Annotated in this window: 14 protein-coding genes and 1 pseudogene; 10 read left to right on the top strand and 5 right to left on the bottom strand. The window is 68.6% G+C overall.

The window, feature by feature from the left end; translation table 11 throughout:
• Positions 1 to 260 precede the first annotated feature (260 nt).
• Positions 261 to 773 (bottom strand): GcrA family cell cycle regulator, encoded by a 513-nt coding sequence (locus IP78_RS14035; protein WP_054112284.1) that lies wholly within the window; start codon positions 771 to 773, stop codon positions 261 to 263.
• Positions 774 to 1,148: 375 nt separating this feature from the next.
• On the opposite strand from IP78_RS14035, the gene IP78_RS14030 reads away from it, so the two are divergent.
• From IP78_RS14030 to IP78_RS14000, 7 genes are all read left to right on the top strand, one after another.
• On the top strand, positions 1,149 to 1,970 hold the full coding sequence (locus tag IP78_RS14030; protein ID WP_054112283.1) for an ABC transporter permease: 822 nt from the start codon (positions 1,149 to 1,151) through the stop codon (positions 1,968 to 1,970).
• Positions 1,971 to 2,006: 36 nt separating this feature from the next.
• Positions 2,007 to 2,918, top strand: coding sequence for a M28 family metallopeptidase (locus tag IP78_RS14025; protein ID WP_054112282.1), 912 nt, complete (start codon positions 2,007 to 2,009; stop codon positions 2,916 to 2,918).
• Between the two features lie 131 nt (positions 2,919 to 3,049).
• The gene (locus IP78_RS14020; RefSeq protein ID WP_054112281.1) at positions 3,050 to 4,225 is read left to right on the top strand and encodes an aspartate aminotransferase family protein; all 1,176 of its coding nucleotides are present in this window, start codon (positions 3,050 to 3,052) and stop codon (positions 4,223 to 4,225) included.
• A gap of 5 nt (positions 4,226 to 4,230) precedes the next feature.
• Positions 4,231 to 5,142, top strand: coding sequence for an ornithine carbamoyltransferase (gene argF / locus IP78_RS14015; protein WP_054112280.1), 912 nt, complete (start codon positions 4,231 to 4,233; stop codon positions 5,140 to 5,142).
• 112 nt (positions 5,143 to 5,254) lie between these two features.
• Positions 5,255 to 5,632 carry a DUF883 family protein gene (locus IP78_RS14010; protein WP_054112279.1) on the top strand — a complete coding sequence of 126 codons (378 nt, stop codon included), beginning with the start codon at positions 5,255 to 5,257 and terminating at the stop codon, positions 5,630 to 5,632.
• Positions 5,632 to 6,030, top strand: a complete 399-nt coding sequence (locus tag IP78_RS14005; RefSeq protein ID WP_054112278.1) for a hypothetical protein — start codon at positions 5,632 to 5,634, stop codon at positions 6,028 to 6,030. Before IP78_RS14010 ends, IP78_RS14005 begins: the two co-directional genes overlap by 1 nt.
• An 89-nt stretch (positions 6,031 to 6,119) precedes the next feature.
• Positions 6,120 to 6,296, top strand: a complete 177-nt coding sequence (locus IP78_RS14000; protein WP_082385148.1) for a DUF1328 domain-containing protein — start codon at positions 6,120 to 6,122, stop codon at positions 6,294 to 6,296.
• A 60-nt stretch (positions 6,297 to 6,356) separates the two neighbouring features.
• Here the strand turns inward: IP78_RS14000 and IP78_RS13995 are convergent, their stop codons facing one another.
• From IP78_RS13995 to IP78_RS13985, 3 genes are read right to left on the bottom strand one after another with little or no spacing between them, the layout of a single operon-like run.
• A complete protein-coding gene (locus IP78_RS13995; RefSeq protein ID WP_054112276.1) occupies positions 6,357 to 7,214 on the bottom strand; it encodes a metallophosphoesterase in 858 nt (285 codons plus the stop codon).
• Entirely contained in the window at positions 7,214 to 8,173 is a 960-nt protein-coding gene (locus IP78_RS13990; RefSeq protein WP_054112286.1) for a diacylglycerol kinase family protein, read from the bottom strand. The genes IP78_RS13995 and IP78_RS13990 overlap by 1 nt, the downstream gene beginning before the upstream one ends.
• Before the next feature lie 60 nt (positions 8,174 to 8,233).
• Positions 8,234 to 8,587: a hypothetical protein gene (locus IP78_RS13985; protein WP_054112275.1), complete on the bottom strand. Its 354-nt coding sequence runs from the start codon at positions 8,585 to 8,587 to the stop codon at positions 8,234 to 8,236.
• A gap of 162 nt (positions 8,588 to 8,749) precedes the next feature.
• Between IP78_RS13985 and IP78_RS13980 the strand changes: the two genes are divergently transcribed.
• The 3 genes from IP78_RS13980 to IP78_RS13970 all read left to right on the top strand — a co-directional run bounded on the left by IP78_RS13980 (position 8,750) and on the right by IP78_RS13970 (position 12,125).
• Positions 8,750 to 9,100, top strand: coding sequence for a YMGG-like glycine zipper-containing protein (locus IP78_RS13980; protein ID WP_054112285.1), 351 nt, complete (start codon positions 8,750 to 8,752; stop codon positions 9,098 to 9,100).
• A 176-nt stretch (positions 9,101 to 9,276) separates the two neighbouring features.
• The gene (locus tag IP78_RS13975; protein ID WP_054112274.1) at positions 9,277 to 11,424 is read left to right on the top strand and encodes a protein-disulfide reductase DsbD; all 2,148 of its coding nucleotides are present in this window, start codon (positions 9,277 to 9,279) and stop codon (positions 11,422 to 11,424) included.
• 32 nt (positions 11,425 to 11,456) lie between these two features.
• The gene (locus tag IP78_RS13970) at positions 11,457 to 12,125 is read left to right on the top strand and encodes a thioredoxin family protein (protein WP_054112273.1); all 669 of its coding nucleotides are present in this window, start codon (positions 11,457 to 11,459) and stop codon (positions 12,123 to 12,125) included.
• Between the two features lie 49 nt (positions 12,126 to 12,174).
• Here the strand turns inward: IP78_RS13970 and IP78_RS15575 are convergent.
• Positions 12,175 to 12,407: pseudogene (locus IP78_RS15575) on the bottom strand (transcriptional regulator); the annotation flags it as partial.

The raw sequence follows: 12,407 nt of genomic DNA, 5'->3' as shown, positions 1-12,407 counted from the left end.
CCCCCTCCACCAGCCTTCGGCTGGTCCCCCTCCCCCGCTACGCGGGTGAGGATTTGGCGGGAACGGGTCGGGGGCTGCGTCAACCCGGATAACCGCAGCCCCGCCCCCGTGGTCTCGTCAAGCCAGAAGCCGACGAGGCGGATCGCGGCCCTCTAGGGGGCGTTCATGACCGACGCGCGACGTTGCGGCGAAGGTTTCGGGTTGGAGCGGAGCCCGCGCTCACGCAGCGAGACTCCGCGAGCCGAGCGTAGCGCCCTTCTCTAGATGTAGCGCCGCAGCGAACGCGCCAGCTCGTCCTTGCCATTCTTCTTGAGCGCGGGCTGGAAAGCGACGCGGGCGTGCTCGACGCAGTAGACGCCCTCCGACGCCCGGCGGCCGCAGAAGCTGAACTCCGGCGAGGACGGATCGCCGATCGGCCATTTGCACATGTGGGCGCCGAGCGTCATCACCGTGGCCGTGCCCGGCAGCTCCTGCACGCTCTGGACCGGCGGCGTCGGGGCCACGGGGCGCGGCTGGGCCGCCTCGATCCGACGCGGCGCGGACGGCTGGGCCGGCGGCGTGGTGCGCACCCGGGCGGGGCGGAAGGTCGTGGCGGCGCGCGCCGGCTGCGACGGCGTGGCCCGGCCCGACAGGCCCAGGCGATGCACCTTGCCGATCACGGCATTGCGGGTGACCCCGCCACCCAGCTGCTTGGCGATCTGCGAGGCGGACTGCCCCTCCAGCCACAGCTTCTTCAGCGCGCCGACGCGATCCTCGGTCCAGCCTGCGGTCATGCCACCCTCCGGGTACGAAATGATTCAAGATGTGGCGCCTGGAGCCTCCTCCCGGCCCCCTGACCCACAACTAATCGTAAACGACCCATTAACGGGCGCAAGATGTGCGAATCAGTCCGTCCACAGGAACCACATCTTGAATCGGCGTTCGGCGAGGGCGGGCAGCGACCCGGTGCGTCCGCTTCTGACGTGGCGCGCGTCTAGTCTCTCTGGAAAGCGCCTCCGGGCCAGACCGGCGGGCGGATTGGAGAAAGTGGAGTCTGTTTTTCGGGACTCCAAACGACAACGAGGGAAATCAATGACTTGGCATTGGAGTCCATTGGAGTTTTTTCACCGCCCTTGCCTTGGCGGGCCGCACCCAGCATCTGACCGCCCATGACGGACCTCGCCTCCACCCGGCCTCCGGGCCTGCCCACGCCGCGCCACTACGCCGGGATCAACTGGATCGGGGTGCAGACGCTGTATCTGCGCGAGGTCCGCCGCTTCTGGAAGGTGGGAGCCCAGACCGTCGCCGCGCCGGTGGTGACGACGCTCCTCTACATGCTGGTCTTCGTCGTGGCCCTTCAGGGGGTCCGCCCGCCGCTCCACGGCACGCCCTTCGCCGAATTCGTCGCGCCCGGCCTGATCATGATGGCGATGCTGAACAATGCCTTCGCCAATGCCTCTTCCAGCCTGATCCAGGCCAAGATCATGGGCACCTCGACCGACTTCCTGACCCCGCCGCTCAGCCCGCTTGAACTGACCATCGGCTTCTCGCTCGGCGCCGCCACCCGCGGCCTCGCCGTCGGGCTGGTCACCGCCGTCTGCGTCCTGCCCTTCGCCAAGCTGGGCATCGCCAACATCTTCGCCATCGTCGGCTTCGGAGCGGCCGCCTGTCTGTTCATGGGCATGACCGGCGTGCTGGCGGGCCTGTGGTCCGAGAAGTTCGACCACCTCTCGGCCGTTCAGAACTTCGTGGTCATGCCCATGACCTTCCTGTCGGGCACCTTCTATCTGGTCGAGAACCTGCCCGAGCCCTTCGCCACCATCAGCCACTGGAACCCGTTCTTCTATCTGATCGACGGCTTCCGCTACGGCTTCATCGGCCAGGCCGAGGGCAACCTGATGATCGGCGTGGTCATGAGCCTGGTTCTCACGGCCGTCATGGCCGTCGCCTGCTGGCTGGTGTTCAAGTCAGGCTGGCGGCTGAAGAGCTGAGCCGCTAACCCTTCCGCATCTTTCGGGGAGGTCTCCATGCTGTTCCGCTCGCTCATCATCGCCGCGACGGTGTTCGCCTCCCCCGCCTTCGCCCAGGATGACCTGTCGCCCGAGGGCCAGGCGATCGAGACGGCCATCCAGGCCTACGCCTCCAAGACGAACGACGAACGCCGCGACGTCCTCGTCCAGCAGCTGCGCGCCGCCGGTTACCAGCCAGAGCTTCAGGGCTTCGAGGGCGGCACACCCCGCACCGGCCCCCTGCCCGGCGCCAACGTCGTCGTCACTGTCGGCGAGGGCGAGAAGGACATCGTCCTGACCGGCCACTTCGACGCCGTGCCCCTGTCGGACGGCGTCATGTCCCAGGGCGTCATCGACAACGCCGGCTCCATCACCCTGATGATCGAGGCGCTGGACCTGATCTCCGACCGGGTCGCCCAGACGCCGTCGCCCTACCGCTACGTCTTCGTCTTCACCGATCAGGAGGAGCTCGGCCTGATCGGCGCGCGCAAATGGCTGGAGGGCCATGACCGCAGCCGCATCCACGCGGTCATCAACCTCGACGTCAACGGCTACGGCGAGACCCTGATGTACGGCGAGAACGTCGGCGAACAGTCCGCCTTCGTGCTGGCCGCCATGCGCATGCAGTGCGCTGAACGCGCCGTCGACTGCATGGCCTTCCCCGTCTATCCGCCCAGCGATGACCGGGTCTTCTCGGCCGCGGGCGTGCCGGTCATCTCCATCGGATCGCAGGACGCCGTCGGGGCCCACCAGATGTGGCTGGCCTTCAACGGCGGCGAGACGACCGGACTGGCCGAAGGCTTCGTCCCGCCCGTGTTCCAGCGCATCCATTCGGCCGGCGACGACATGCAATGGATCGATGGCGACGACATTCTGAGGAACGCGCGCTTCATCGCCGATCTGGCGCTACGTCTTTCGCGGGACAACTGATCCGCCCACGGGCCGCGCACGGTGTTGACTAAGCCGTCCCCCCGACGGACAAGTCACCGACCCTGAAAGTCCCGTCGCGCCCGCGCCGGGGCTTCGTTTCTTTTGGAGGTAGGTCCGTGTCCGGTCACTTGATGGGTGTCTACAATCGCGCGCCGCTCGAAGTGGATCGCGGGCGAGGCGCGCGCCTGTGGGCCAAGGACGGGACCGAGTATCTGGACTGCGTCCAGGGCATCTCGACCAACGGCCTGGGTCACGCCCACCCGGTGCTGGTCGAGGCGGTGAAGGCCCAGGCCGAACAGCTCTGGCACGTCTCCAACATCTTCCGCATCCCGGGCCAGGAGGAACTGGCGGATCGCCTGACCGAGACCAGCTTCGCCGACGTGGTCTTCTTCACCAACTCGGGCACCGAGGCCGTCGAGTGCGCGCTCAAGACCGCGCGCAAGTATCATGCGGCCAACGGCCAGCCCGACCGCATCGACATCTACGGCTTCGACGGGGCCTTCCACGGCCGCACCTACGGCGCGATCAACGCGGCGGCCAACCCCAACTACACCGAGGGCTTCGGGCCCAAGATGCAGGGCTTCCACCAGCTGAAATGGGGCGACCACGAGGCGCTGAAAGAGGCCATCGCCAAACCCGAGACCGCCGCCATCATCGTCGAACCGGTCCAGGGCGAGGGCGGCTGCCGGGCCATGCCCGACGTCTGCCTGCGGGGCCTGCGCGAACTGTGCGACCAGCACGGCGTCCTGATCATCTTCGACGAAGTCCAGTGCGGCATGGGCCGCTCGGGCAAGCTGTGGGCCCATGAGTGGGCCGGCATCGCGCCCGACATCATGGCCATCGCCAAGGCGCTCGGCGGCGGCTTCCCCATCGGAGCGTGCCTCGCCACCACCGAAGCCGCCAAGGGCATGACGGTCGGGGCCCACGGCTCGACCTTCGGCGGCAACCCCCTGGCCATGGCGGTGGGCCTCGCGGCCTTCAACACCATCAACACGCCCGAGGTGCTGGGCAATGTCGCGGAGATTTCCGGCTACCTGAAGCAGCAGCTCCACGGCCTGAAGGAACGCTTCCCCGACATCATCGAGGACGTGCGCGGCAAGGGCCTGCTGATCGGCCTGAAGCTGGTCCCCAACAATCGCGAGTTCATGGCCATGGCCCGCGACGGCCAGCACCTTCTGATCGCCGGCGGCGGCGACAACTGCGTGCGCATGCTGCCGCCGCTCAACCTCACCCTCGACGAGGCCCGCGAGGCCGTCGAGAAACTGGAACGCACCTGCGAGGCCGCGCGCGGCAAGATGGCGGCCTGACCGGCATGGTCCGCCACTTCCTCGACATCCATCGGCTGGAGGCCGCCGAGCTTCGCGCCATCCTCGACGACGCCCATGCCCGCAAGGCCGCCCGCAAGGGCTGGCCCCAGGGCCGGCCCGACGCCGACGCGCCGGGCAAGGACCGCGTGCTGGCGATGATCTTCGAGAAAAACTCGACCCGCACCCGCTTCAGCTTCGACGCCGCCATCCGCCAACTGGGCGGGGCCTCCATCATCGCCAACGCCGGCGACATGCAGCTGGGTCGCGGCGAGCCGGTCGAGGATACCGCGCGGGTCCTGTCACGCATGGTCGACGCGGTCATGATCCGCGCCAACAACCACGAGGACGTCGAACGCTTCGCTCGCGTCGCGACCGTGCCGGTCATCAACGGCCTGACCGACCGCTCCCACCCCTGCCAGATCCTGGCCGATCTCCAGACCATCGAAGAGCATCGCGGCCCGATCTCCGGCAAGACGATCGCCTGGGTCGGGGACGGCAACAACGTCTGCCACAGCTTCATGCACGCGGCGCCCAAGTTCGACTTCCACCTGACCGTCGCCTGCCCCGCCGAGTATCACCCCAACCTGCACGATCTGGCCAAGGGCGGCGTCCACGTCACCCTGACCAGCGACCCGAGGGACGCCGTGCGCGGGGCCGATGTCGTCGTCACCGACACCTGGGTCTCCATGGGCGACGGCGACTATGAGGCGCGGCTCGAGGCCTTCGAGGGTTACGGCGTCGACGACGCCCTGATGGACCTGGCCGATCCGGAGGCTGTCTTTCTCCACTGCCTGCCCGCCCACCGGGGCGAGGAAGTCACCGACGCCGTCATCGACGGCCCTCGCTCGCTTGTCTGGGACGAGGCGGAGAACCGCATCCACGCCCAGAAGGCCGTGCTCGCCTGGTGCTTCGGCTAGAAGACGGGCGCGACCGCGCTTGCCGCAATGTAGCGGAACAAGCGGCGGGGTGTGGCGTTCAGCGGATGAGGCCTCTATCTACGGCAAAGCTGACAAACACGGAGCGCGCATCATGGCGACCAGCAAGGCTCGGGAAGACATCAAGAACGACCTGAACACCCTCAAGGAGGATCTGAAGGTTGGTGCCCGCGAGGAGGCCGCCCGCCTCAAGGCCAAGGCCGCCCAGGCCGAAGCTCGCCTGCGCGAGAAGGCGGCCGAGGCCGATGCCCGCATCCGCGAGCGCACCGAGGTCCTGCGCGAGCAGGCCCGCGACTACTACGACCAGGCCCGCGTGCGCAGCCGCGAGTACTACGACGACGCCGCCGAACGGTTCGACGAGGCCCAGCGCTACGTCACCGAGCGGGTGCAGGAGCGTCCGCTTCAGTCGACCGCCATCGCGCTCGGCGTCGGCGTCGTGCTCGGCCTGCTGCTCGCCGGTCGCCGTCGCTGATGATCGGCAAGAGCGTCGTTCGTAAACTGTCGGCGGCCTTCGTGGTCGCCGGCTGCGCCTTTGTTGCCGTCGTGGCGCTCGGGGCGACCGTCTACTACGCCCTGGCGCTCGTTCTGCCGCCGCTGGGGGCAGCCGCCGTCACGGCCGGTCTGTTCGCCCTGATCGCCATCGTTGTCGCCGTGGCCTTTCTCGGTAAGGCGGGGGGGCTGAGCGAAGAGGAAGAAGAAGAACCCGAGGGTCTAGGCTCCCGTGCCTATGCCCTGTTCCGCCAACGCCCGATTCTGGGCACCGTGGCCGCGCTCGCGGGGGGCTATATCTTTCTGCGCAACCCGGCGCTGGCGACGATGGTCGCAGCGGCCTTCACGGAAAAGTCCCATGGTCGGCGACGCCGATACTGAGGGAACCTCCCGCAATCCATCACGTTTGAAGAACAGCGGCATCGATGGCGGTGTTGCTGTTTTTCTTTCTGGGTCCAAGGAGGGGCATCATGCTTCGCTGGGCGATCATTTTTCTGATTGTCGCACTCGTCGCGGCCGTTCTCGGCTTTGGCGGTATCGCCAACTTCTCGTTCGAGATCGCCAAATTCGTGGCAGTCATTGCGCTTGTGCTGTTCATCATCTCGCTGGTGGCGAACGGAATGCGGGGACGGGGTGGGCGCGTCTAGCGTGATCCACACGCCATAGATGGAAAGGGCCGCAGCGTCGCCGCTGCGGCCTTTTCCGTTTCAGACCGCCGCCGCCTCGCGCGCGCCCGGCAGGGCCGGATCCGGGGCCGACTCGCGGTGACGGGTGTCCTGCCGACGGGGCAGCCGCCAGGTCTCGGCCGGCGCGAAGCCGGACCCGTCCCAGGCGATCACCGTCACGACGATCTCCCTCGCCGACCATTCGATCTGGTTGAAGCTGGGCGGAGCGCCGCGCTCGCGGTGCGACAGCGTCCCGCAGCCGATGGCGTAGGAGCATCGATCCGACAGGTCGATCGGCAGGGCGAAGGGCACATGCACATGGCCGGTCGTGATCAGGTCCACGCCCGCCTCGGCGAAGATGGCGGCCGCCGCGTCGCCGCGCTTGACGTCGCCGGTCATGGGCGCGCCGATCATCTCGATCAGGGGATGGTGGCAGGCAAGAATGCGCAGCGCTCCGACCGGTGCCTGACGCAGGGCGGCCGCCGCTCGCCGCGTCTGGTCCAGATCGATGACGCCCTTGGACCAGTTCGGTCGAGCCTGCCAGCCGCGGGCGGTGACGACACCCCGCACCATGACGGTGTCCGACACGAACTCTCCGTCATGCGCCGGATAGCCGGTCGCGGTCTCGAACGCGCGCCACGGATGAAACAGCCGGGCCGCCAGGCTGTAGTACGGCACGTCGTGATTGCCGACGATCACGAACCGCGGCTCCGGCATCGCCCGGATCCAGTCGGCGGCGGCTTCGAACTCGCCGGGCAGGCCCTTCTGGGTGATGTCGCCCGTGATCAGGATCAGATCGGACGGCTGGGCGTGTGCATAGTCCAGAGCCGCGGCGCAGGCTCGCTTGTGCTCGACCCCGAAGTGGACATCGGAAAACTGGAGCAGCCGACCCTCGGCCATCAGACGCTGTCTTCGGAGGCAGGCGGCAGCGGTGCCAGGGCGCGGAAAGCCTTGGGGACAAACCGGACGGTCGTGTCCGGCGGCAGAAGGGTCGGCTCTCCGTCCAGAACGGCGGGAATACGCGAGCGGGCCCGGATGCGGATGCGTTTGGCGGACTGGGTCGCCACCGACGGGTCCTGACGCCAGTCGCTGAACAGGGCGGTCGCGGCCAGGCGAAAGGCCTCCGAGGCGTCCATGGGATTCATGGCGGCGGCTTCCAGTCCGACCGGCTCTTCCATGGCCTTGGAGATCATCGGGCTGATGAGCGCCAGGGCCTCGGTCCGCCGCATCTTGCCGCCATCGAGTTCCACACGAATCTTGCCGGAGAAGGCCCGACGGAATGCACGGCGGGCATAGGACCAGGCTAGGCCAAGCTTGCCGGTGCGCATCGCCTCCCGCGCCGGAGCCCACAGAGCAGGCGATCCGAAGATCCCCGCGCAATAGAAGCTCTCATTCAGAACGACGCCGCCCGACACAAACTGTTCCGAGCCGTTCTCCAGAGCCTCGCGCAAGGCCTGCTTCCAGTCGGTCGTGCCATAGAGCGCCTTGGGCAGCATGTTCATGGTGCCGCCGGGTAGAGGCGCAATAAGGGGGCCGTCCGGTCCCGCCTTCGAGGCCACGGCGCGCGCCGTTCCATCGCCGGCGAGGACGACCAACACGTCAGGCTTGCCAGCCAGGGCTGCATCCACCTGATCGTCCAGCGTGGCCCCCACGAGCTCCACCACCTCCGACTGGAGATCGTATTCGGCCATGATGGCGCTCGCCTCCTCGACCGCACGCGGCCCAGTCGACCCCGACAAGGGGTTCACCAGCACGATCGCGGATCGGATCAGCAAATGGGACGTGAGAGCACGGGGTGCCTCAGCGGCGACGCTCGTCCCGTCGGACGGTTCGGCCGCAATGGCGTGGTCAGAGGGCATGACTTGATCGATCACACCCGCCGAACGCGCCCGTCAAGCGCCCGTTCCGACCAAGCGTGACTATTGCTGCCGAAGGTCCTCGGTCGTCGTGGCGGCACTGGCTCCCAACGCATCGCCAGCCTTCTCGGCCGCCTCTCCGGCCGTGTCCGCGGCTGCCTCCGCCGCTTCCGGGGTCTGGCCGGCCAGCTCGCGGGCCGCGTTGACGCCGGCCGTGATCCATCCGTCCATCAGGGCACCGCCCTCCGCCAGAGACCGCTCTTTGACACCAAGGGCCGCGGTCAAGGCTCCAAAGACCGCCAGAAGGGTCACCAGCAAGCCGACCAGACCTCCGACCCCGGCACCCCGGCGCTTCTTGCGGGCCCACACCGGGCTGGAATGGCCGTCGGAATCGCGGACCGGTTCAGGAATACGCATAAGCAAAACCCCCTGCACAACTGACGCTCTGCCGAACGACGCCCCTCGCGCGCTCGACAGCCCAGTCTATGTCATCGTTAAGAGGCAGCATAGGCGTGGAACCTCGGCTATAATCCAGCGTTCTCGCTCACGGGGCGAACATCAGGGATGAAGGACATACCCATGAACAAGGCGATTATCGCGATCGGGGCGGCGGGCCTCATGGCCACGGCCTGCGCCAGCGACCCTTACGGCTACAACAGCGGCCCGAATGAAACGGTCCGTCAGGGTGCCATCGGTGCCGGCATCGGCGCGGTCGCCGGCGCCATCATCGGCAACAACGTCGGCTCGGGCAACGCCGCAACGGGCGCGGCCATCGGTGCCGTCGTCGGCGGTGCGGCCGGTGCCATCCGTGGGTCGAACCAGGACCGGGCCAACCAGCAGCGCTACCGCGACAACCGTGGCAACTACTACTACTGCTACGACAACCGCCAGGACGAGTGCTACTGGGAGAACGGGCAGCGTCGCTACTAAGATCCCGTTCGGTTTGAGTTTTAAGGGCGGCTTGTCGCGAGGCAGGCCGCCTCTTTGTATTGCCCTTCGTAACGACCGTTCGCGGTAGGGCGAAGAGAACGCGGCGTCCCGTCGCCGTGGCGCATCCTGCCGACAGCGGCTAGACAGATCGCCCGCCGACCGGAGAGCCGACGCCCTTGCGCCTGATCGCCCTTCTTCTGCTTTGGATCGGACTGGCGGGCGCCGCTGTCGCCCAGCCTGCGCCGAGCGCCGCACCGAGGGCGGTCGAGACGGGTCCGAAAAGCACCGTTCGCATCGAGGCCGAGCTGGTGTCGATGAGCCAGTGGGCGACGCCGGGCGGCACGGCCATCGTCGCCATCCGCCAGCAGATCGAGCCCGGCTGGCACACCTACTGGCGCAACCCCGGGGACTCCGGCGGACCGACGACCCTGACCTGGAACCTGCCTGGCGGCGTCGCAGCCGGTGACATCCTGTGGCCCGTGCCGGAGCGTCAGCGGCTCGCTGACCTGATGAACTACGGCTACTCCGGCCAGGTCTTCCTGCCTGTGCCGATCGAGGTCCCAGCCGATGCGCGGCCCGGGACGACCCTGCCGCTGATAGTGCGCGCCCTGTTTCTCGTGTGCAGCGACGAGATGTGCGTACCCGACGAGCTGATGTTGCGGCTGGACCTGCCCGTCCGCGACGGCGCGGCTCCCCTCGATCCGCGCTGGGGCGAAGACATTCAAACGGTGGTCGAGACTGCGCCGCGCCCTGCGGGCATCACGGCGCGCGCGACCCTGTCGGGCCAGACCCTGACGCTGACCGCGACGGGCGGCCCACTCACCCAGAACGACGGCGACCGGGCCTGGTTCTTCCCGTTCGACACCGGCGTCATCCAGCATGCTGCGCCCCAGCCCGGCGAGCGTGGCCCGAACGGGGTGACGCTGAACCTGCAGATCGGCGGAGCGCTGAGGACCGGCGGGCTGACCGGTCCGATCGGCGGCGTCCTCGTCACCGATACCGGGGCCTGGGAGATCACGGCCGAGCCCGGACCGCCCCTGCCGGGCGCGGACGGCGAGGGCGCGCTCGACCTGTCGGAGGCGACGTCCAGCGCGGCGGGGGTGGACTGGCTGGTGTTCGGCCAGGCGGCGCTGTTCGCCCTGCTCGGAGGCCTGATCCTGAACCTGATGCCTTGTGTCTTCCCGGTGCTGGCCATGAAGGCGGCCTCGCTGGCGAAGTCGGCCCATGCTCCGGCCGAGGCCCGACGCGACGGCCTGCTGTTCACCGCTGGCGTGCTGGTCAGCTTCCTGATCCTGGCGGGTGTGCTGCTGGGCCTGCGCGCGGCGGGCGAGGCGGTCGGCTGGGGCTTCCAGCTGCAGTCGCCGGTCATCACGGCGATCCTGGCCCTGTTGATGCTGGCGGTGGCGCTGAACCTGTCGGGCGTCTTCCATGTCGGGGCGGGATTGCAGGCGGCGGCCGGGGCCGGGCCGCTGTCGAGACTGCCCGGCGGAGTTGGTGCTTTCTTCACGGGCGTGCTGGCGGTGGTGGTGGCGGCGCCCTGCACCGCGCCCTTCATGGCGTTTGCGCTGGGGGCCGCGCTGGTGATGCCGGCCCCGCTCGCCCTCATCGTCTTCCTGATGCTGGGGCTGGGTCTGGCCCTGCCGTACTTGCTTGTAAGCCTGTCGCCCCGGCTGCTGGCCCGCCTGCCGCGCCCCGGCGCCTGGATGGAGCGGCTGAAGGGGGTGCTGGCCTTTCCCATGTATGGCGCGGCGCTATGGCTGGGGTGGGTGTTCCTGAACCAGGCCGGTGCCGACGCGCTGGGCCTGCTGTTCGGCGCGGCGCTGGCGCTGGCGCTCGCCGCGTGGCTGTTCGGACAGGCGCAGGCCTCGGGCGGACGCCTCATGGCGGGCGTCGCGGTCGTTTCGCTTCTGGCCGTCGCGGGCCTGTCCTTCGCCGCCGTCCGCGCGCCGCGCGTGGAGGCCGGATCGACCGCGACCAGCGCCGCCCTGCCGTCCCAGCCGTGGTCGGAGGCGGCGGTCTCTGCCGCGACGGCGGAGGGTCGCACGGTTCTGGTCAACTTCACCGCCGACTGGTGCGTCACCTGCAAGATCAACGAGCGCGCCGCCCTGTCCTCGCCGCGCGTGGCCGAGGCGCTGACCGAAGCCAACGCCGTCTATCTGGTCGGCGACTGGACGTCCCGCGACGACGCCATCACCCGCGAGCTGGAGCGTCGGGAGCGATCCGGCGTGCCGCTCTACATGGTCTTCAGGCCCGGTCAGGCGGAACCGGAGATCCTGCCCCAGCTTCTGACCGAGGGCGTCGTCATCGACGCGCTCGCCGGATAGGTTCACCCCCACGACCTGAAAGGAGACGACGCATGAAGACCCTCCGCATCCTCGCTCCCGCGCTGGTGGCGCTCGCTCTGGCCGCCTGCCAGCAGGCCGAGGCGCCCGCCGCCGAAACGGCCGCCACGCCCGCCAGCGCCTCCGAGGCCGACGCGACCCAGGCCGGCCTGGCGCCCGCCTTCACCCTGACCGATGCCGAGGGCAATCCGCGGTCGCTCGCCGACTTCCGCGGGAAGACGGTCGTGATCGAATGGACCAATGAGGGCTGCCCCTATGTCCAGAAGCACTATTCGACCGGGGCCATGCAGGCGCTCCAGCGCGAGGCGACGGCCGACGGCGTGGTGTGGCTGACCATCGTCTCCTCGGCACCCGGCAAGCAGGGGTACGTTACCGGCGATGCGGCCCGCGCCTATCGCGACACTCATTCCGCCGCCTTCACCCACCTGTTGCTCGATCCGACCGGCGAGGTCGGCAAGCTGTATGGCGCGGTCACGACGCCGGACATGCGCGTGATCGACCCCGAGGGCCGCATCGTCTTCGAGGGCGGCATCGACGACCGTCCGACCAACGACGTCGCGGACCTCGACGGCGCCAACAACTTCGTCCGCGCCGCTCTGGAGGATCTGGAAGCCGGGCGACCGGTGCGCACAGCTTTCGCCACGCCCTACGGGTGCTCGATCAAGTATCCTGAAGAGGCGTGATGAAGCCCTGTCTCCGCCAGGGGAGAGATGTGCGAGGGCTTCTTGCCGATCAGGCCGCCTGATCGCCGTCTGTGTGCAGCGACTTGGCCAGGTCCAGCAGGCGCCGGCGGGGGCGTTCGCCCAGCTGGTAGTAGGCCTGGATCAGGTCCAGCGTCTCCTTGCGGCTGAACATCTCGCCGCCCTGCGGGCCGGGGCTGTCCTTCTTTTCGAGAGCCTCGGTCAGGCCGTCGTAGAAGTAGCTGATCGGCGTCTCCAGGGCCTCGGCCAGCTGCCACAGGCGGG

Origin of the sequence: Brevundimonas sp. AAP58 (assembly GCF_001295975.1) — a bacterium.
Taxonomy (GTDB): domain Bacteria; phylum Pseudomonadota; class Alphaproteobacteria; order Caulobacterales; family Caulobacteraceae; genus Brevundimonas.
The sequence above is the reverse complement of the archived record's forward strand: the minus strand, read 5'-3'. Positions and strand labels throughout refer to the sequence as shown.